The organism is Pseudomonas sp. GXZC, from assembly GCF_026967615.1.
In the GTDB taxonomy this organism is placed as follows: domain Bacteria; phylum Pseudomonadota; class Gammaproteobacteria; order Pseudomonadales; family Pseudomonadaceae; genus Aquipseudomonas; species Aquipseudomonas azotoformans_A.
On the sequence record NZ_CP114115.1, the window covers coordinates 3,534,875 to 3,555,329 of the forward strand.

Sequence of the window (20,455 nt, forward strand, 5' to 3'; positions counted from 1 at the left end):
GATGAAACTGTTTTCGACAGTCGCTGGGTAATTCCGTCCATCCTGTCCAACCGAAGCCCACTGGCCTGACCAACAGGGCTTGGAGCACCGCCATGCACGTAAAAAGTCCACTCGCCTGTTTTTTCCTCGCGACAACAGTTGCCCTCGGCAGCCAGGTCGCCCATGCCGCATTGCCCAGTGAACAGCATCAGGGCGTGATCGAGCCGGTATTCGCCTTCCATGACGCCATGCCCACCGGCGTGACGGTCACTGAGAAAGGCCGCCTCTTTGTCAACTTTCCGCGCTGGGGCGACAACGTGCCTTTTACCGTTGCAGAGCTGCGCAATGGCAAGGTGGTGCCTTACCCAGACCTGGCCATGAACCAAGCCAACCCCAAGGATCCAGCCAAAGGTTTTATCAGTGTTCAAAGCGTCGTGGCGGACGGACGCGGGCGGCTCTGGATTCTCGATACCGCAGCCCCTGGGTTCTCGGCGCCGCAGCCCGGTGGCGCGAAGCTGGTCGCGGTTGACCTGGCCACTAATAAGGTGGTGAAGACGCTGGTCTTCCCTGAAAACGTCATGCTGCCCAGCACCTACGTCAACGACATGCGCTTTGATTTTCGTGTGGGCGACGAAGGCGTGATCTACCTCACGGACTCGTCCCTCAGCGGCCCTGGCGCAATCATCGTCATGGACATTGCCAGCGGCACGGCGTTGCGCCGGCTCAGCGGCGCGGCATCGACCTCAGTCGATCCGCATTTCGTGCCCAAGGTCGAAGGTGAAATCCTCAAAGTCCGCAAACCCGACGGCAGCTCACAACCCTTTGCCGTGGCGTCCGATGGCATTGCACTGTCGGCGGATGGCCAGACTTTGTATTTCTGCCCACTGTCGAGCCGGCACCTATATTCAGTGCCCACCGTACTGCTGCGTGATGCATCGATCACTGAGGCGCAACTCGCCGAAGCGGTCAAGGACCTTGGCGAAGAAAAAGGCGCGTCCGATGGGCTGGAGGCCGACGCATCAGGGGCGGTTTATGCCGGCGATTATGAAAACAACAGCGTGCGCAAGCGCCTCGCGGACGGCCAGTGGCAAACAATCGTGCATGACCCTCGGGTGCTCTGGCCTGACACGTTCTCGATCGGCCCGGACGGCTATCTGTACTTCATGGCCAATCAGTTGCATCGCCAGGCAATTTTTCATGCAGGCAAGGACTTGCGGCAGAAGCCCTACAGCCTGTTGCGTGTGAAGATCGACGCTGCACCCGCGCCGACGTATTAGTCAGTACTCTAGCCTTGTTTGTTGGGCAGAGTTGCAGACGCTGTTACATGAAAATCGAAGACGCCTAGAGACTATCCGGATCCCCAAAAAACATCTGAATCCGCGACCTTAACCACCGCTCCCCCGGATCATTATCCTGCGACCCACGCCACGCCATGTGTAGCTCAAAGCTGCGCACCGGCAACGGCGGGTCCTCCGCGCGCAAGCCACCCGCGGAGGTCAGCGCCTCAGCGGCATAGTCCGGCACGGTCGCCAGAATATCCGTGCCGGCCAGCAAGGTACCCAACCCGTTGAACTGTGGCACGGCCAGTACCACGTGACGTTTGCGGTCGAGTTTCTCCAGTTCTTCGTCAATAAACCCGCTCAAGTCACCGGCAAACGACACCAGCGCGTGGGGGCGGGCGCAGAAGTCGTCCAGGCTGAGGGAGCCCGGTACGCTGTCGGCGCGCAGCAGTTTTGGCAGGCTGCGACGCAGCACTTTGCGTTTGGCGTTGGCCGGCAGGTCGGCGGTGTAGCTGACGCCGATGGAGATTTCGCCGGAGGCCAGCAGGCCCGGCATCAGGATGTAGTTGACGCGACGCACCACCAGCACGATGCCGGGGGCTTCGGCACGCAGGCGTTTGAGCAGTTGGGGCAGCAGCGCGAATTCAACGTCATCGGACAAGCCAATGCGGAATACCGCCGTGCTGGTGGCCGGGTCGAACTCGGCGGCGCGGCTGACGGCGGTGGAAATCGAGTCCAGGGCCGGGGAGAGCAGGGCGAAGATTTCTACCGCGCGGGCCGATGGCTCCATGCTGCGGCCGGTGCGCACGAACAAAGGGTCATCAAACAGCCCGCGCAGGCGTGACAAGGCCGCGCTGATGGCCGGCTGGCCGAGGAACAATTTCTCGGCAGCGCGGGTCACACTGCGCTCATGCATCAAGGTTTCGAATACGATCAAGAGGTTAAGGTCGACACGACGCAGGTCGTTACGGTTCATCTTGTGTCCTGGAAGAGTCAGCAAACTTGACGAGAGCGGCCATATGTAAACAATGACCGGCATGAATCTTACGGGGAAAGGCTGGTACTCTGCACAGGATAATTGAGTTTTCCTACGATAGCTGAGGTCTATTCCTCACATGCGGAATCAATGACAGGCATGTCGACTATTAATGGCGACCGGTGGTCTTACCCGGAAAGCCCAGATAGAGTTCATGGCATTAGAGGTTACTTTGACGAGGTTTGCGATGTCCCGCACGATCCGTTTTCACAAGTTTGGTCCGGCCGAGGTGCTCAAATGCGAAGAGCATGCAGCCGCGCAGCCCGCACCGGGCGAAGTGCAGGTGCGTGTCGAAGCGATTGGCATCAGCTGGTATGACATTCTGTGGCGCCAGAACCTGGCGTCTTCCCATGCACGCCTGCCGTCTGGCCTTGGCCATGAGATGGCCGGTGTCGTGGTCGCCGTAGGCGATGGCGTGGATGATTTGACCGTGGGCGATAAAGTGGCCAGTTTTCCGGCCGAGAGCCCCAATGATTACCCGGTGTATGGCGAACAGATCGTCCTGCCCCGTTCGGCCCTGACCCGGTACCCGGATGTCTTGAGCCCTATCGAGGCGAGCGTGCACTACACGCCGCTGTTGATTGCCTACTTTGCCTACGTCGACTTGGCACGGGTCAAGCCTGGGCAGTTTGCCTTGGTGACTGACGCCAGCCACTGCGCCGGCCCATCCTTTGTGCAACTGGGCAAAGCCCTGGGGGTGCGGGTGATTGCCGCGACCAAAGACAGTGATGAGCGTGAATACCTGCTGTCCCTTGGTGCCGAGAAAGTCATCGTCACCGAAGAACAGGACCTGTTGATGCAAATCAACAAGTTCACCGACAACCGCGGCGTCGACGTGGTGTTCGACGGTTTGGGCGGCCCGCAGATGTCGTTGCTCGGCGATGTGCTGGCGCCCCGTGGCAGCCTGGTGCTGTATGGCTTGCAGGGCGGTAACCAGACGCCATTCCCGGCGTGTGCGGCGTTCCAGAAGAACATTCAGTTCTTCGTGCACTGTATCGGTAACTTCACCGGCAAGCCTGAACTGGGCATTATCCAGGACCAGGTCGCCTTGCAGCGAGCGCTTCGGGATATCAACCAACTCACCGCCGACCGCGTGTTGGTGCCGCTGAAAACCACGGTGTTTCCGTTCAATCAGTTCGTGGAAGCGCATCGCTACATGGACGAATGCCCGTGCCGCGAGCGCGTTGCGTTGCAGGTTGAGGCTGTTTAGGGTGTAGGAATATTCTCAAATGAGTGTTCCTCGCTCCTACCTTGTGGGGCATATGCGCCATTTGAAAGGGCTGAAACTGTAGTGTTCCTTCACGATAAGGCTGGTGTTTTAACGCCTGAACCCTGACTTTTTCCCCCACGCCGCGCTGGATTCCAGCGCGGCGTTTTCGTGTGCGCGTGATTCAGGGAGTGGCCGCAAGTCATCTGCACTGGTTTTCGGCAGGGTTCTGTATCTATTAATCATTATTCCAGCACTGATAATTGCGCCTTCACTTTCATCTCAAGGACTGAGCAATGATTGAATATCCGATACCACTATTGCGAGTAGTTGAAACTAATCTCGTGGTAAACGCCGGGCGCCAGGGAAATACATGCGCCCATGAAAAGACTCAATGCAACAAGTTGGAAAGTTGGTCGCAGTTATTTGTAAGACGCTTCCTCGAATAGTTGGTTAGATGCGTGTAAGGGTTTGTCGGAAAGATCCTAGGATCACGATTATGTTTGCCTGGCCCCAGCAAATACGGCGCTTGCGTGTGTTTGCAGGGCGTGCCCCCCCAATCCGATGGCACTGATGTCATTTTATTGCGTGGTGCTAGTGTCTAGTCATAACCGCACAGGCTGCGCGCGAATTTCTTACACGTGCAATAGGTCGAGCAAATACTGTCAGCAGTTGCTTGAAACTGAATATCCAAACTCAGGTAATAGAATGATGAGCACTATTCACGAACAGGCTATGACTTATGTTTATCAGCAAGTTCTACAGCGCTTGATCGGGCACTTCGCTCGCGAAGAGCGCACGGCACTCCAGTTGTTGGTCCAGCGAATCGTTGTGGCGGCAGGTGGCATGGAGCAAGTGGGGGGCTATAAAGTGCTGGTAGTCCATGGCGGTGGCAAAGTGAGTAGCTACACGCTGGCCTTGTTGCGGGCCGCGCAATTGACCATCGCTGGTCGATCCCCTCGAACCTTTCAACTGCGTGTCGCGACATTACGCCATGCGGGAATGACCGAGGGCATGCTCGACGGCATCAACCAGGGCTACGGCCGCCTGTTTCTGCACGATGACCCAAGGGTTGACCTGCTGATGGTGGAAAACCAGGAAGTGTTGCCCTTCAACCACTTGCGACCTGTTTCCAGCGTTGGGCGAGAAATCAGCCAGCGCAACATGTTGATGGTGGGCCATTTGAGTTCAGGCGACTGCCGCGCCACCCTGTGCAGTGATACGTACCTGGCGCTGGGGGATTTCTACCAGCGCATCACCACTTGGAATGGTGGGGTGCACGCACTGGTGAGCGGTGACTCCCCGCGCAAGCAAAGTCAGTTCCTTGCCTGGCTCAAGAACACGGCGTTGGGCGCCGGTATCGCTATACCGCAAGTCTGGCCGTCGTCACTCACCGGTTTGTTCGCGCGCATGGATGAATGGAGCACCGGATATTACCGTGATGTGTATGGGGAACATTATGTTGAAAGTGACAACCCCAGCAGGAACGGTCATCGCCACTTGGCTTACATTGGCGTTGCCGATTTGCTGGACGATGTCGACCTTTCATCCTCGGCCATGCTCAACGAATTCATGGCCTTCGCACCCGACCCGCAGGAATTTCACTTCAGTCATCCCGCGTATTCCAACCCTCGGCTTATGGCACATCTACGTGGGCTGCAAGCCCAGTGCTTGCGGGACCTGGATTACGAGGAGGGGGTACAGCGCTTTATCCAGCAGGTCCCACACTGCATGCCCGATGAACTGCTTGCGCAGGTGGGGGGGCGCGAAGGTCGCATCCAGTCAGGCGCCTACGCCCAGCAGTTCTTTGGCTTGGACGAGACTCAATTGATTTGCCTGCTGTTTTCGCCGTTTATCCATCACGGTGAACGCCTGGAAGGCTATTTGCGCCAATGCCACCCAGGCATGCTGGTGGCCTTGCCCGAATTGCACAAGGTCCTGCAAGGCAAGCCGTCCGCCGACATGCTGCAACAGTGGGTCACTGACACCAGCGGCTTGCCGATGGCTTTGTTGCAACACCTCTATCGCAAACGTCCGCTGGGCTATGCAGGCGGCAAATTGCGCAATGTCGGTACTGCGGCCCATGACAGCGCGCAGGCCTGTCAATTGTCCGGACGATGACGCTGCGCGGCGAGCGGCAGGCAGATTTCGCGTATCAGGCGGTCTATCGCTACATGATCAGCCTGATCAACGAAGTCAGTACTGACGCACGGGTAAAACTGCCCTCCCTGCGACAATTGGCGGGGCGCTTGAACGTGTCGATTTCAACCGTCCAGTATGCCTACTCGCTGCTTGAAAAAGAGGGCCGGGTCTATTCGGTGGCCAAATCGGGTTATTACGCCTGGCCGCTCTCGGCAAATCCGCTGGCAGGCGCCAGCGGTGACCTATTGGATCGGCTCTACGCAGCGGCACGGCGCCCAGGCATGGTGGTGCTCAGCGGCGATGAGCCTGCGCTGCTGGCTTCGCTGGATGGCACGCTGTTGCGCTTGGAGCGAGAACTGGTCCGCCAGTATCCGCAATATCTTCAACCCTGGTCCCAGCCTTGCGGGGTCTGGGAGCTGCGCGCAGCACTGGCGGCGCGTTATACGTCGTCGCCGACCCGCTGCTGGCATGCCGATGACGTCTATATCGGTGCCGACCTGCGCGGTGTATTGGACATCCTCATCGAAGTGTTGGGCCTGAGGGGGGCTGCGGTGATTGTGGAGTCGCCGTGTGATTGGCTGGTCCTGCGCCTGCTTCAGGATGCCGGGGTGCGTATTATCGAGCTGCCCTGGACGCCAGAAGGGCGACTCGATCTAGTATGCCTTGATCAATTGTTATGCGCCGAGTCGGTGCATCTGGTGTTGCTGTCATCCAGGGTCAGTGTGCCAGCCGGAGTTTCCATGCCGCCCCAGGATCGAGTGGCCATCGCGCACATGCTGGATCAGTACGGTTGCTGGCTGCTGGAGAACGACACCTTTGGCGAACTGGGTTTCCACGAGCCACAGGTCGCGCTGCGCGAGCTGGTGAACCCTGAGCGATTGATGGTGTTTTCCTCGTTCGAGAAAGTACTGGGCTCGGAAGCGCCCTATGGTTACCTGCTGTCTCGGCGTATGAACAGCGAACTGCAGCGCCATTTCCTGCTGCGCTCCTTTCGCTTGTCGCCGATTCGCCAGCGTGCCATTGCCCGTCTTTATCACAGCGGGCGAATCGACCAGCACCTGCGTGGGCTGCGCCTGCAGCTACGTCAGCAGGCAGACGAAATGTGCGAGCGCCTGGAACAGCACCTGGGAGACCAAATGGCCTATCGTGCGCCCGCTGCCGGCGCGGCGTTCTGGTTGAACGCCACACGACCCGTGGATATGCGCCAGGTCTTCCAGCGCCTGCTCTCCCAGCAAGTGGTGATTGCCCCTGGCGAACTGTTCAGTATCAGTGGCCTGCATCAGCAGCATTTGCGCCTGAGCCATACCTTTCAGGGGCAGCCGAACCTGGATATTGTCCTGGCGGCTCTCAGCGAAGCGTTGCGTAAGGCACAGATAGGATGATCGCGTGAAGTTTCTCTTACTGTTGTAGGATCGATAACGTCGCGCAGCAGTCCAACTCTCAGTAAACTGCCATTTTATTCCAAATCCTTCTTTCCGAGGTTTATGCATGACAATCAGTCCTTTTGCGGGCAAGCCGGCGCCAGCCCAACTGCTGGTGGATATCCCGCGACTGGTCACGGCCTACTACACGGGCCAGCCTGATGCAGCAATCTCCACCCAGCGCGTGGCATTCGGTACTTCCGGGCACCGTGGTAGCTCGTTTGAACTGAGCTTCAACGAATGGCACGTACTCGCCATCAGCCAGGCCATCTGCCTGTATCGCGAAGCCCAGGGCATCAACGGCCCACTGTTCGTCGGCCTGGACACCCACGCACTGTCGACACCTGCTGGTGCCAGCGCCCTGGAAGTGCTGGCTGCCAATGGTGTGCATGTGATGCTGGCTGAAGGCGATGAATACACGCCAACGCCTGCGATTTCCCACGCCATCATCTGCTACAACCGTGGCCGCACCAGCGGCCTGGCCGACGGTATCGTCATCACGCCGTCGCACAACCCGCCGCAGAGTGGCGGCTACAAGTACAACCCCCCGAATGGCGGCCCAGCCGATACCCACGTCACCAAGTGGATCGAAGCCAAGGCCAACGAACTGTTGGCCAACAAACTCGCCGGGGTCAAGCGCATCACCCACGCCCAGGCACTCAAGGCGGATACCACGCATCGCCATGACTACCTCAACAGCTACGTGGCTGACCTGGTCAATGTGATCGACATGGACGCCATCCGCAGTGCCGACCTGCGCCTGGGCGTGGACCCGCTGGGTGGAGCAGGGGTGCGCTACTGGTCGGCGATTGCCGAGCATTACCGCCTGAACCTGGACGTGGTGAATACCGAAGTCGATTCCACCTTCCGCTTCATGAGCGTCGACTGGGACGGCCAGATTCGCATGGACCCGTCCTCCAGCTACGCCATGCAGGGCCTGATTGGTCTCAAGGAACGCTTCGATGTGGCGTTCGCCTGTGACCCGGACCACGACCGTCACGGCATCGTCACGCCGTCCGGTGGCTTGCTTGCACCCAACAACTACCTGGCGGTGTCCATCGACTACCTGTTCCAGAACCGTCCTGACTGGCGCGCAGACGCCGCCGTGGGCAAGACCGTGGTCAGCAGCGGCTTGATCGATCGCGTCGCTGCGCGCATTGGCCGTCGTCTGTATGAAGTGCCGGTTGGCTTCAAGTGGTTTGCCGATGGTCTGTTCGAAGGGTCGTTGGGCTTTGGTGGCGAAGAAAGCGCCGGTGCTTCGTTCCTGCGCAAGGACGGCACTGTCTGGAGCACTGACAAGGACGGCCTGATCCCGGCGCTGTTGGCCGCGGAAATGACCTCGCGCAAAGGCCAGGATCCGAGCCAGATCTACCGTGGGTTGACCGACGCATTGGGTGAGCCGTTTGCAATTCGTGTGGATGCCAAGGCCACTCCGGCGCAGAAAGCCCTGCTGGGCAAGCTGTCGCCAGACCAGGTAACGTCTACCGAGTTGGCCGGTGAAAGCATCCAGCAGATCCTCAGCCATGCGCCAGGCAATGACCAGGCGATCGGCGGATTGAAGGTGATGACTGAAAACGGCTGGTTTGCCGCACGGCCATCCGGTACTGAGGATATCTACAAGATCTACGCCGAGAGCTTTATTGGTGACGATCACCTCAAGCAACTCGTGGAAGAGGCGCAGGTGCTGGTAGACGGTGCTATCAGCCAATAAATAGCCCTTGCAGGAGCTGGCAAGCCAGCTCCTGCCTATATTCAGGCTAGGTCGACCAACACAATTTCGCTGTCTTCAATTGCCGTTACCTGCAACACCTGTTCATCTTCAACCGCGACACCGTCTCGAGCTTGTGCACGCAAGCCATTGACTTCAATCACCCCGGTCGCCGGCACCAAGTAAGCCCGACGCCCGCTGTCCAGTCGGTATTCAGCGCTTTCCCCCGCCTTAAGGTTCGCCGCCACCAGGCGTGCATCCGCACGAATGCGCAAGCTCTCGCTGTCCCCGGCCTTACCACTCGCCAGCGTTACAAAACCCTCCCGGTCACCCTTGGGAAACGGCTTGGCGCCCCAGGAAGGTGGCAAACCGGCTTCGTTCGGAATAATCCAGATCTGGAAGATTTTGGTCGGCGTGTCCTCCAGGTTGTACTCGCTGTGGGCAATCCCGGTGCCTGCGCTCATCACTTGCACATCACCGGCTTCGGTACGGCCTTTATTGCCGAGGTTGTCGGCATGGCTGATCGCACCTTCGCGCACATAGGTGATGATCTCCATGTCGCGGTGCGGGTGCTGCGGGAAGCCGGTGCCCGGCGCGATGATGTCGTCGTTCCACACCCGCAGGTTGCCCCAGTGCATGCGCTTGGGGTCGTGGTACTCGGCAAACGAAAAGTGGTGATGAGCGTCAAGCCAGCCGTGGTGGGCGCCGCCCAGGGAAGTGAAAGGTCGAAGTTCAAGCATGATCGTCTCCTGTGAATGGCCCTATGATCCTGCAGCTCATGATCGATAAAAAGCGTAAAAACTGCCTGATTCCTATCAGTCGATTAGATTGGTTAGTGGCGCTTTGACTTTCAGTTCATCGCCTAACTGCATGACGGCAAAGCAATTGGCTGGAACTGAGCGTCGATTCCGGCGACCATGGCGCACTTGTTTGAACCCAGCTCATCGCAGGAGTCCGCGTGTCGCAACAAAAGCCTGATCTTCCTCCCGAACTGCGCCCCTTGGCAGACATGCCGCTATTCAAACGCCTGGCTGCGCGCCTGTTTGGCCATGGCTTGACCCGTTTGCGCGCCCAGCACCGGTTTTCCTGGCTGCACGGGCAGGCGGACGGTTTTCGCAGCGGGCATGAGGCGGGTGTGGAGTACGGCTATCGCGAAGGCAAAGCCGATGGCATCGAAGAGGGTCGCCAAGTGCTGTTGATTCGTGACTTTCGCTCGGATGAGCACCGTGCGCCGGGCGTGGACGACAGCCTGTTCGATGATTGGCGCCTGCCGCTCACCGCCGAGCTGAAGAAGCGCATGAAGGCCGACGTCGCGCGATTGCTGCCGGCTCATGCCCAGCCGAGCGCGGCGCAATGGAAGATGATTTTCAGCGAGACGCCCTCGACCTCCGTGATCGCTGGGGCCGGTGCGGGCAAATCCACGTCGCTGGTGCTGCGCATTTTGCTGCTCACCCATTACCTGGGGTTTGAACTGAGTTCGATGACGGTGGTGACCTTCACCCGTGAATCGCGCAAGGACTTCATCAACAAGCTCATGGAGATTCTCAACCTTTGGGGCCAACCCCTTGGTATGAAAGAAGCGCAAGCCGTGGTGCGGACCTTTCACTCGCGCATTCTGCCCATGGTACGCAGCCTGCCGGGCTTTGAGCGCCTGCAAGCCTTCGAGAACCTGAATTCGGGTTTTGAAGACGCCGACAGCAACCCTTTCGACCTGCGTATCAACGAAGCCCAGCGCCAGCAGATGAATGCCTGCTACCACCGGCTGCAGGGGCAGCACCCGCGTTTCCGTGAGCTGGTTGCGCCACTGGCGCGCCACGGGCTGCAGCTCAAGGAGCTGGAGCGCGATCATCCGGATGTGCAAAAACGCGTGGCCGTGACCGAACTGGCGGCCAAGCGCGACGAAGAACTCTGCGATGTGATCGAGGACCTGTGGTTTCGCGCAGGCGCCTGGCCAATCAAGGGCATTGAACCCAACCGCCAGACCGTGGAAATCAACGGTGCGCAATTTCACTGCCATGGCTACATTCCCGAGCTGGATGCCTGGGTGGTGCTGGGCTTCGACTCACGGGAAAACGCGCAGACCAGCCGGCCAAACTCGAAGCTGTCGGTGCGCGCAGAATGGGCGGTAAAGCGCACGTTGTTTCAAGCTTTCTGTCGTAAGCCTTTGATATGGATAGATAACTACGAATCATCAAAGCGCCTGCTAAGCAGTCTGGCCGGCGATGCCACCGCCGGCCCCGGCTTTGATTACAAGGTCAAAGGCGAGTTGGCTTCAGCGCCGCTGCTGGACAGTTTTGTGATGGCCGCCGGGTTCATCGAAAACCTCGGCCTGGACGTACCCACCGCCGTTGGGCAGATGAGCTTTGCCAAGGATGACCCGGACCGCTTCTTCTTCGAAGCCCTGAGTATTTTCTGGAAAGCCCTGGAAGATCACTTGCTGGACCAATCGCCACCGATTATGACCTATAACCGGATGTTCTCGCTGTTTGGCGAAAACACCCCGGAAAACCTCAAGCTGCTCAGCGATCCGCTGCTGCGTCCCCTGTCGCACTTGATGATCGACGAGTTCCAGGACGTTTCGCCGCAGATCGTCTCGTGGATCCGTGCCAGCCTGCGCGAGATCCGCAGCCGTGGCCCAGCCATGCATGTGGGGCGCGGCGCGCAGCGCTCATCCTTGCTGTGTGTGGGGGATGATTGGCAGTCGATCTATGGCTGGCGCGGCAGTTCGCCCAAGTACTTCATGGAGTTCGACAAGGAGTTCCCATCGCCGTCGACCACCCGCGTGATGCTGGGCGAGAACTACCGCAGCCACCAGCACATCATCGATGCGGCCGAGCACATCGTGCGCGCCGCACCGGCGATTCCTGGCAAGAAGGCCAAGGCCAGTGGCGCGCCCAAGGCATTGTTGCCGGTCAAGGTGTTGGAGCGCGACGATGCGGCATTGGGGCGGCAGTTGTCGGAGCACTATCAGAAGGGTGAATCGATCTTGATGCTTTATCGAAAAAGTAGCGATAAGCTATTGATTCAAGAGCATATTCAATCTGTAGTTAATGTGGATTCTAGCTTACAGCCGCAGGCGCGCAGGTTGAAACAGTTGACCTATCACAGTGCCAAGGGGCTTCAGGCAGACGCGGTGTTTCTGCTTGGGGATTGCCAGCATGTCACCAGCTCGCCGTACAAAAATCAGGTCTACCGCATGGCGGGCCTGGGCAAGGCTGGCGACAGCGAACCCTATGACAATGCGCAAAGGGACGAAGTGCTGCGCCTGGCGTACGTGGGCATAACCCGCGCCGTGAGCCATTGCTACTGGTACGTGGAAAAGCCTGAAGGCCAGGCCGTGAACGTGCCGAGGGCCTCGGAGCGGGTGGATGGCAAGAAGGCGTTTTTCGATGATCAGCGCGTTTAGGCGCTGATCACTCAGGCCCGCAATGACACCGGCGGCACAAACGACTCCAGCTCATCCTCCACGGCCTCAATGATGCGCTCCACATCGGCGGCATTCATCACGGTGGCGCAGGGGATGCCGGCAATGGCGATCAGCGTCTCGCCGCTGGCGCGGTCGAACAATCGGGCGATCATACTCCCAGGCGCATCCATGCTGCCCTCAAAACCCATCGGATGAAAATGCCAGCGCATCAGCTGGCAGGCGTTGGGGAACGTCACTTTGTTCATGTTGCCCACCTTGTTCATTGAGCGCTTCCTTTAGCTCGCGGCAGGGGGCCAAAACCTTCACTGGTCGTGGCATCTAAGAACTTAAAAATAGCATCCGTTCGCACACGCAAGGTGACTTTTTTGGCCCCGTTCGGCGGTTGTTTTTCATAAGTTTGATGTGGGTCATGTCCTACTTGGAATTGGGCAAAAGGCCATTAGTCAGAAGTACCAATTCGCCATTGAAGCTCCCAGCAAAATTCGGCAATCTCCAGGGTTTACCCGCCGCAGAGCCTTCCATGCCCGACATCGCCCAAGACGATGAGCCCCAGCAGTCCCACGCCACACGCGAATTGGTGCTGCGTCACCACCTGTGTTGGCGTCATCGGGACCTGGAGGGCGTCATGTCCTACTACCATCCGGACATCCAGTACCACGACTTTTTCCAGAACCGTGTCGTCGGTTACGCCGAGCTGCGTGATTACCTTCAAGCCAGCATGCCGCGCGAGGCCGATGAAGCCATCGAGCACAGCGACCGCATCCGCGCCGATGGTGATACGGCCTTCATCCAGTACCGCATCACCTTGCGTGGCGGCCACGGCCTGGTGTCATTTCGTACCAGCGAAGCCATCACCGTGCGCGACGGGCTGATCTGGCGGGTCAATGAGTACGCCTCCCTGGTGCACGAGCAACCTATCCAGGCCGCGCGGCCTTCGGTCAGCCGCTTGGGCTTGTCGCCCCAGCAATTGGGGCATATGGCCAATGACCTGCAGCAGTATTTCGAACGCAAGCAACCTTATCTGGACCCAGAACTGGACCTGCAGCGCGTCTCCAAGGAGTGCGGCTACAGTCGCAATCAGATTTCCTATCTGCTGAACCAGGTGCTGGGGCAAAGCTTCTATCGTTACGTCAACCAAGCCAGGCTCCAGCACTTGCTGGCCGCATTGGACAAGGCAGCACCGCCGATAAAGGTCGACGACCTGGCCTTTGCCGCCGGTTTCAACTCACTGTCAGCGTTCTACAGCGCATTCCGTCAGCACACGGGCCAGTCACCCAAGGCCTACGTCAAACAAATTTCCCTGCGTGCACGCGCGCAAGACAGCCCCTGACACCGCGCTCTAGGATCCACCCTATCGAAACGAGGTAGGGGAACCCGGCATGCCGGCATGGCGCAACATCAGCTTATGGATGGACCAGTTGGATGACCCGCTGCTCGCGCGGCCATCGCTGGAGCAGGACCTGGACGTCAACGTGGCCATCATCGGCGCCGGTTATACCGGGTTGTGGACCGCGTATTACCTGAAACGCCAGGCGCCCGAACTGAACATCGCGATCATCGAAGCGCAAACCGCCGGTTTTGGCGCCTCCGGCCGCAATGGTGGTTGGCTGATGGGCAACCTGCTGGGCGAGGACCGCCTGTTGGCTGGCCTGAACCCCGAACAACGGCGCGCCTCGTTTGACCTGCTGCATGCCATCCCTGATGAAGTCGCCCAAGTGCTGGCGCGTGAAGGTATCGACTGCGACTACCGCAAGGGCGGCGCGCTGTACTGCGCCGCGCGTTACCCCGAGCAGGAAGGCAGCCTGCGCAGTTACCTCGACAAACTCTACGCCCAGGGCCTGACCGAAGCCGACTATCGCTGGCTCAGCCCGCAGCAACTGGCCGAACAGATTCGCATCGCCAAACCTTATGGCGGTATCTATGCGCCCCATGTGGCGACCATCAACCCTGCCAAGCTGGTGCGTGGCCTGGCGCGGGTGGTTGAGAGCATGGGCGTGACGATCTACGAAAACAGCCCCGTGACCCATTGGCAATCCGGCGGCCTACGCACGGCGAAGGCCGGTGTTCGTGCCGCTTGGGTGGTGCCGGCAGTGGAGGGCTACGCCAACACCTTACCGCCCCTGGGCCGTTATCAACTGCCGGTGCAAAGCCTGATCGTCGCCACCGAGCCGTTGCCGGCCAGCACCTGGGATGAAATCGGCCTGAGCCACGGCCAAGCCTTTGGCGAAAGCAGTCGCCAGGTGACCTACGGCCAGCGTTCGGCGGACAACCGCCTGGTGTTCGGCGCCCGTGGCGGCTACCAGTTTGCCGGGAAGCTGCGGCACAACTTCGATCTGACTGACAGCGAAGTGGAACTGCGTCGCTACCTGTTCGGTGAGCTTTTCCCACAGCTCAAACACGTGAAGATTACCCATTCCTGGGGCGGCAACCTGGGCATGTCGCGCAATTTCCGACCGCACATGCTGTGCGACCACAAGACCGGCATCGCGCTCTCCGGCGGATATGGCGGGGAGGGCGTCGGCGCCACCAACCTGGGTGGTCGTACCCTGGCCGACCTGATCCTTGGCCGCGACACGCCGCTGACCCATCAACCCTGGGTAATCCGTGAACGTGGGCTGGACGCGCTCAAGCCCTGGGAGCCCGAACCCTGCCGCTGGCTGGGCTACAACGCGATCATTCGCAGTTTTGTCCATGAAGACCAGGTGTTGGCCAACCCCAACACCGCCCCTTGGCGCCGCAAGCTGGCGACCGGCGTGGCCGGGTTCATGGAAGGTTTCATGCACTAAGTCGTTTCACTCACACGGGAAAACCCCATGAGCATCACGCAATTCAAAGACACGCTGAACGCCCACCTGCCGGACTCGTCGCCCGTCGCCGTGCCGTTGGGCGAGCCCATTGCCGTGGCCTCGACCCTGAGCGTCGAGCGTAGCGACGGCGTCGAGACCGGCATCTGGGAATGCACCCCAGGCGTCTGGCGTCGACAGATCAAATCCCAGGAGTTTTGCCACTTTATCCAGGGCCGCTGCACCTTCACCCCTGACAACGGTGAAATCGTCCACATACAAGCCGGTGACGCACTGATGTTGCCGGCCAACAGCACCGGCATCTGGGACATCCAGGAAACCGTGCGCAAGACCTACGTATTGATCCTGTAACGCTTTGATCCTTGATCGCCTGCCATAAAAACAGCCCTAAAACCGCCAGGAAATCGAACCATGAAAGCCATTGCCCTGTTGCCCTTGATGTTGGTGGCCTCTATCAGCCAGGCCGCCGAGACGGTGAAAATCTACAACTGGTCGGACTACATTGCGCCGGACACCACCAAAAACTTCCAGAAAGAAACCGGCATTGGTTTCACCTACGACGTGTACGACAGCAACGAAACCCTCGACGGTAAGTTGATGACCGGTAAATCCGGCTACGACGTGGTGTTTCCGTCCAACCACTTCATGGCCCGGCAGATCCAGGGCGGCGCGTTGAAGAAGCTCGACAAGAGCCAGTTGCCCAACTGGAAGAACCTGAACCCGGTGCTGCTCAAGGCCCTGGAAAACAACGATCCGGGCAATGCCCATGGTTTCCCGTACCTGTGGGGCAGCACCGGCATCGGCTACAATATCGACAAGGTCAAGGCGGTGCTGGGCGACAATGCGCCGGTCGATTCCTGGGACCTGATCTTCAAGCCGGAGAACATGGCCAAGCTGCAAAAATGCGGCGTGGCCATTCTGGACAACGGCCCGGAACTGCTGCCGGCGGCACTCAATTACCTGGGCCTGCCGCACCACAGCAAGAAGCCTGAGGACTACAAAAAGGCTGAAGACTTGCTGATGAAAGTGCGCCCTTACGTCGCGTACTTCCACTCCTCGAAATACACCGCCGACCTGGCCAACGGCGATATCTGCGTGGCGGTGGGCTTCTCCGGCGACATCCTGCAGGCGGAAAGCCGTGCCAAGGAAGCCAAGAACGGCGTGAACATCGGCTACAACATTCCCAAGGAAGGCGCCGCGATCTGGTTCGACATGGTCGCCATGCCTGCGGACGCCCCGGATGAAAAAGCCGGGTATGCCTTCATGAACTACCTGTTGCGCCCGGAAGTGATGGCCAGCATCACCAACTATGTGCATTACGCCAACGGCAACCAAGCCGCCGACAGCCTGGTGGAGCCCGCAATCAAGGCAGATACCAAGGTGTATCCGAGCCCGGAAATGATGGGCAAGTTGTTTGCGCTGGAGGCGATGCCATTGAATATCGACCGGGTGCGTACGCGCGTGTGGAACACCATCCGCACCGGGCGCTGAAGGGCTGTTATAAATTGTGGTGAGCGGGCTTGTCCCGCGCTGGGGCGCGAAGCGGCCCCAATAAGATCACCGCGGTTATCCAGATAAACCGCGGCGTCTGGCCTTGGGGTTGCTGCGCAACCCAGCGCGGGACAAGCCCGCTCACCACATAAGCTGGCCTGCCACCGGTCAAGGGTTTTCCAGATCATGCCCCAACGACTGGATAAACAACGAAAACAACTCTGGCTGTGACGATATATCCAGCTTGGCGTACAAATGCCGACGGTGCACCTTCACCGTGTCCGGGGAGATATTCAGGCGCTCGGCCATAGCCTTGGACGAGAACCCGCGCAGCACCAACCGGGCGATTTCCAGCTCGCGGTCCGACAGCACACCACAACCGAACTGGCTCAACGCGTCCCTGATCTGACTGTCCATCGCCGGCGCACGCTGGGTGCTTTGCTGCCAGTGCTGCTGCATCAGCGGCAATACCCAGGCGGCCACGGTGGTCATCAGCCCGGTCTCATCAAAACTGAAACGCCGCTGCATGCCCAACGACAGCGACAACGTCCCCGCGCCCGGCAATTGCAGGATGAACTGCACCTCGTCTTCCAGCACGTTGTCATGGAAGTAATTGAGGAAGTATTCACTCTGGCGAAAATGATCCGGTGCCACTTCCTCCAGGCGGTACACGCCGCTGGCATAGCCCTCGCGACAGGCCTGGAAAAACGGGTCGAGCAAATACAAGCCATTGAGGTACACCAGCATCGACGCAGGTTTGCTGCTGGGCTGCGCGTCGTATTCTTCCAAGGCCTGGGGCGGGCCATCCACCGGGTAGAAGATCGCCAAGGCGTTATCGAACGGCAGGCACTGGTGCAGCAACAACACCAACTGTTTCCAGAAATGCTCGGTGCCGATGTGTGCGACGGTGCGGCCCAGGCCGGCGTGCATGCCGACTTCGCGAAACAGGCTCATGTGGCAGGCTCCCACCCGCAAAAGATCGGCCAAGGGTTCGGCTTTTGCCCGGTGGCGTCAAGGGGAGTACGCCAATAGGGGAATTGGCTGACATGAACGCCCTGTTTATGGTTGCCATCATTCAGCGGGAAACATATCCCGCGATATTCAGACGTTTCGTTTCTGCCTCACACCAAGAACAACGACAGAGGATAACGATATGAGTACTTCCCCCACGCTCGACGGCGTGCTGAAACCCACCTTGAGTGTCTTTGATGTGGTCGCCATCACCGTGTCGGCGGTGACGCCGGCCAGTTCCGTGTTTGTGATTGCGCCCTTTGCCATCCAGCAGGCCGGCAGCGGCGTGTTCCTGGCGTTTGTGATGGCAGGCTTGCTCGCGCTGATGTTTGCCTTTTGCTACGCCGAACTGGGCCGCGCCCACAACAGCGCCGGGGGCGAGTATGTGTACGCCAAGCGCGTGTTTGGCGGCATGGCCGGATATGCGACATTCCTGACGGTGCTGGTGATGTTGCTGTTTATCCCGCCGGTGCTGGCCACAGGCGCCGCGACTTATCTGAATAACGCCTTGGGCACGAAGTTCGACTCCCAGACCGTCGCGCTGGTAATCGTGGTGTGCAGCTACGCCTTGGGCATCCTCAATATCAAGCTCAATGCCTGGATCACCGGTACGTGCCTGCTGCTTGAAGTGGCTGCGCTGCTGGTGATCGTGGTGATCGGCTTCGGCAACCCGGTGCAACCGGCCAGTGTGTTGTTCCAGCCGCAGATCGTCGAAAACGGCGTGCTGCACCTGGCGCCGTGGGCGCTGGTGATCGGCGCGGTGGGTATCGGTCTGTTTTCCTACAATGGTTACGGCCCGGCAGTGTTGCTGGCCGAGGACATGAAATGCGGCGGCAAAGGCGTACACAAGGCGGTGCTGTGGTCCCTCGGCCTGGTGGTGATCATCGAGCTGGTGCCGATCACTGCGCTGTTGATCGGTGCGCCTTCGCTGAGTGAGATGATCAGCAGCCCGGACCCTATCGGCTACCTGTTGACCAGCCATGGCAATGAAACCTTGTCGCGGCTGGTCAGCGCCGGGATCTTCCTGTCGGTGTTCAATGCGATTGTCGCGATCGTGATCCAGATCGGCCGCGTGGTGTTCAGCAGCGGGCGCGACGCGCTGTGGACGCCGAGCATCAACAAACTGTTCACGCGTATTCATCCACGCTGGGATTCGCCCTGGTTGGCTACGCTGTTCCTGGCGATTCCTTCGGCGCTGTTGAGTTTCAGCTCCAACCTGGCCGACCTGACCTCGTTCAGCGTGTTGCTGATCATGCTGGTGTACCTGGTGGTGGCGTTGAGCGCGTTGATGAGCCGGGTGCTGCTGCGTGATCGCGAGCATCCCTATCGCATGCCGCTGTGGCCGCTGCCGGCGTTGGTCGCGGTACTCGGGGCGGGTTATCTGTTGGTCACCCTGGTGGCGGCGGCTTCGATCCGCGACATCATGATCATCATCGGCTTGCTGGCGCTGTCGGTGATTCTGTATTGCATCAGTGGCCGGTTGAGTCCGGTCTTCCAGAAATTGTAAGGAGTGGTTATGCGCGCACGTCAATTGGGCATCACGTTGGGGCTCGGCACGCCCGGTGAATGGAACGCCATTACCGATGTGCCCGGTGTCCGGGTCGGGCACAGCACGATCAAGACGCTGGTCGACGGCAAGCACGTGCGCACTGGCGTCAGCGTGATCCAGCCGCGCGCCGGCGAAGCCCGCCAGCAACCGTGCTTCGCCGGCTACCACGTGCTCAATGGCAATGGCGACGCCACTGGCCTTGAGTGGATCAACGAAGCGGGGCTGTTGACCACGCCGTTGGCCATCACCAACACCCACAGCATCGGCATTGTGCGCGACAGCCTGATCGCCCTGGAGCGCGAGCGCCTGGCGGACCCGGCGGTGTACTGGTGCATGCCGGTGGTGATGGAAACCTATGACGGCCTGCTCAATGACATCTGGGGTCAGCATGTCGGCCCCGAGCATGTGCGCGAAGCCGTGGACAATGCCGAAACCGGCCCGGTGCAGGAAGGCGCGGTTGGCGGCGGCACGGGCATGATCTGCCATGAGTTCAAAGGTGGCATTGGCACAGCCTCGCGGTGCTTGCCGACGGAGCAGGGCGGCTGGACTGTCGGCGTGCTGGTGCAGGCCAACCATGGCAAGCGCCAGGAGCTGCGGGTGGACGGCTACCCGGTGGGGCGCCAGTTGATGGAGATTGCGTCGCCCTTCGCCGAGCAAGGCACGCCGGGCATGGGCTCGATCGTGGTGATCCTGGCCACCGATGCGCCGCTGTTACCGCACCAATGCCAGCGCTTGGCGCAGCGCGCGTCCATCGGCATCGCCCGCACTGGCGGCGGCACCGAAGATTCCAGCGGTGACCTGTTCCTGGCCTTTGCCACCGGTAACCAGGATCTGCCGCCAGCGGATTATGGACGCAAGGGCCTGCCGTTCAGCAGCGCCTTGCAGATGGTCAACAACGACCATATTTCGCCGCTGTTCAGCGCGGCGGCGGAGGCGGTGGAAGAAGCGATCATCAATGCGATCCTGGCCGGGGAGAGCATGCTCACTGATGAAGGTGTGCTGGTGCCCGGATTAGACGGAGAAACGCTATTGGCGGTATTGCATAAGACGGGGTGGAGTATGTCCCGGTAATAGGGGGCAACCTAAGTTATTAATACAAGTAGTGGCTGTTTAATGTTGCTAATGACACCCTGCCAATATATTGGATCCATTAAATGGCGGCGCCGCTCTACTTGAGCGGCGTTAGTGCTATTTAATATTTAAATATGAGCCAGCTGTTTTTTGTCGGACAAAACCACTGTCACCCAATAAACACGGCACAGGACTCAACTAAGTTGTTGTTTGAGTGGTTTAGAGTGCTGGAAAAGATGTAGACGAAAGATTTCAAGTTGTGTCAGTTTTCTTACGCCTTCAAAAGAGGCGAGTGATAGGACGATCTCGCCCGCGAGGTTCCTATCGAA

The 20,455-nt window shown here is 59.4% G+C and carries 16 protein-coding genes; 12 read left to right on the top strand and 4 right to left on the bottom strand.

What is annotated here, in order from left to right:
* Nucleotides 1-92 precede the first annotated feature (92 nt).
* Nucleotides 93-1,256 carry an L-dopachrome tautomerase-related protein gene (locus tag OZ428_RS16450; RefSeq protein WP_269130538.1) on the top strand — a complete coding sequence of 388 codons (1,164 nt, stop codon included), beginning with the start codon at nucleotides 93-95 and terminating at the stop codon, nucleotides 1,254-1,256.
* Between the two features lie 64 nt (nucleotides 1,257-1,320).
* Here the strand turns inward: OZ428_RS16450 and OZ428_RS16455 are convergent, their stop codons facing one another.
* Complete coding sequence (locus OZ428_RS16455; protein WP_028616088.1) at nucleotides 1,321-2,235, bottom strand: LysR substrate-binding domain-containing protein; 915 nt, start codon at nucleotides 2,233-2,235, stop codon at nucleotides 1,321-1,323.
* Nucleotides 2,236-2,482: 247 nt separating this feature from the next.
* On the opposite strand from OZ428_RS16455, the gene OZ428_RS16460 reads away from it, so the two are divergent.
* The 4 genes from OZ428_RS16460 (at nucleotide 2,483) to pgm (ending at nucleotide 8,776) form a co-directional block, all read left to right on the top strand.
* Nucleotides 2,483-3,505 (top strand): zinc-dependent alcohol dehydrogenase family protein, encoded by a 1,023-nt coding sequence (locus OZ428_RS16460; RefSeq protein ID WP_033902139.1) that lies wholly within the window; start codon nucleotides 2,483-2,485, stop codon nucleotides 3,503-3,505.
* Between the two features lie 708 nt (nucleotides 3,506-4,213).
* Nucleotides 4,214-5,623, top strand: a complete 1,410-nt coding sequence (locus OZ428_RS16465) for a hypothetical protein (RefSeq protein WP_269134191.1) — start codon at nucleotides 4,214-4,216, stop codon at nucleotides 5,621-5,623.
* Nucleotides 5,620-7,026 (top strand): aminotransferase-like domain-containing protein, encoded by a 1,407-nt coding sequence (locus OZ428_RS16470; protein WP_269130539.1) that lies wholly within the window; start codon nucleotides 5,620-5,622, stop codon nucleotides 7,024-7,026. Before OZ428_RS16465 ends, OZ428_RS16470 begins: the two co-directional genes overlap by 4 nt.
* Nucleotides 7,027-7,132: 106 nt before the next feature.
* Nucleotides 7,133-8,776, top strand: coding sequence for a phosphoglucomutase (alpha-D-glucose-1,6-bisphosphate-dependent) (gene pgm, locus OZ428_RS16475; protein ID WP_269130540.1), 1,644 nt, complete (start codon nucleotides 7,133-7,135; stop codon nucleotides 8,774-8,776).
* Nucleotides 8,777-8,817: 41 nt separating this feature from the next.
* Here pgm and OZ428_RS16480 read toward each other — a convergent pair whose 3' ends face one another.
* The gene (locus tag OZ428_RS16480; RefSeq protein ID WP_269130541.1) at nucleotides 8,818-9,513 is read right to left on the bottom strand and encodes a pirin family protein; all 696 of its coding nucleotides are present in this window, start codon (nucleotides 9,511-9,513) and stop codon (nucleotides 8,818-8,820) included.
* A 218-nt stretch (nucleotides 9,514-9,731) separates the two neighbouring features.
* Between OZ428_RS16480 and OZ428_RS16485 the strand changes: the two genes are divergently transcribed.
* Nucleotides 9,732-12,179 carry a UvrD-helicase domain-containing protein gene (locus tag OZ428_RS16485; RefSeq protein ID WP_269130542.1) on the top strand — a complete coding sequence of 816 codons (2,448 nt, stop codon included), beginning with the start codon at nucleotides 9,732-9,734 and terminating at the stop codon, nucleotides 12,177-12,179.
* 11 nt (nucleotides 12,180-12,190) lie between these two features.
* Here OZ428_RS16485 and OZ428_RS16490 read toward each other — a convergent pair whose 3' ends face one another.
* On the bottom strand, nucleotides 12,191-12,463 hold the full coding sequence (locus OZ428_RS16490; RefSeq protein ID WP_014718395.1) for a DUF1652 domain-containing protein: 273 nt from the start codon (nucleotides 12,461-12,463) through the stop codon (nucleotides 12,191-12,193).
* 257 nt (nucleotides 12,464-12,720) lie between these two features.
* On the opposite strand from OZ428_RS16490, the gene OZ428_RS16495 reads away from it, so the two are divergent.
* From OZ428_RS16495 to OZ428_RS16510, 4 genes are read left to right on the top strand one after another with little or no spacing between them, the layout of a single operon-like run.
* A complete protein-coding gene (locus tag OZ428_RS16495; protein ID WP_269130543.1) occupies nucleotides 12,721-13,530 on the top strand; it encodes a helix-turn-helix transcriptional regulator in 810 nt (269 codons plus the stop codon).
* Between the two features lie 49 nt (nucleotides 13,531-13,579).
* Nucleotides 13,580-14,986 (top strand): NAD(P)/FAD-dependent oxidoreductase, encoded by a 1,407-nt coding sequence (locus OZ428_RS16500; RefSeq protein ID WP_033902145.1) that lies wholly within the window; start codon nucleotides 13,580-13,582, stop codon nucleotides 14,984-14,986.
* Nucleotides 14,987-15,013: 27 nt separating this feature from the next.
* Complete coding sequence (locus OZ428_RS16505) at nucleotides 15,014-15,355, top strand: cupin domain-containing protein (RefSeq protein WP_065891006.1); 342 nt, start codon at nucleotides 15,014-15,016, stop codon at nucleotides 15,353-15,355.
* A gap of 60 nt (nucleotides 15,356-15,415) precedes the next feature.
* Nucleotides 15,416-16,495: a polyamine ABC transporter substrate-binding protein gene (locus OZ428_RS16510; protein WP_269130544.1), complete on the top strand. Its 1,080-nt coding sequence runs from the start codon at nucleotides 15,416-15,418 to the stop codon at nucleotides 16,493-16,495.
* Nucleotides 16,496-16,663: 168 nt separating this feature from the next.
* Here OZ428_RS16510 and OZ428_RS16515 read toward each other — a convergent pair whose 3' ends face one another.
* Complete coding sequence (locus OZ428_RS16515; RefSeq protein WP_269130545.1) at nucleotides 16,664-17,449, bottom strand: helix-turn-helix transcriptional regulator; 786 nt, start codon at nucleotides 17,447-17,449, stop codon at nucleotides 16,664-16,666.
* Nucleotides 17,450-17,648: 199 nt separating this feature from the next.
* On the opposite strand from OZ428_RS16515, the gene OZ428_RS16520 reads away from it, so the two are divergent.
* Nucleotides 17,649-19,013, top strand: a complete 1,365-nt coding sequence (locus tag OZ428_RS16520) for an APC family permease (RefSeq protein ID WP_033902149.1) — start codon at nucleotides 17,649-17,651, stop codon at nucleotides 19,011-19,013.
* A gap of 9 nt (nucleotides 19,014-19,022) precedes the next feature.
* On the top strand, nucleotides 19,023-20,126 hold the full coding sequence (locus tag OZ428_RS16525) for a DmpA family aminopeptidase (protein ID WP_269130546.1): 1,104 nt from the start codon (nucleotides 19,023-19,025) through the stop codon (nucleotides 20,124-20,126).
* The last annotated feature ends 329 nt before the right edge of the window (nucleotides 20,127-20,455 follow it).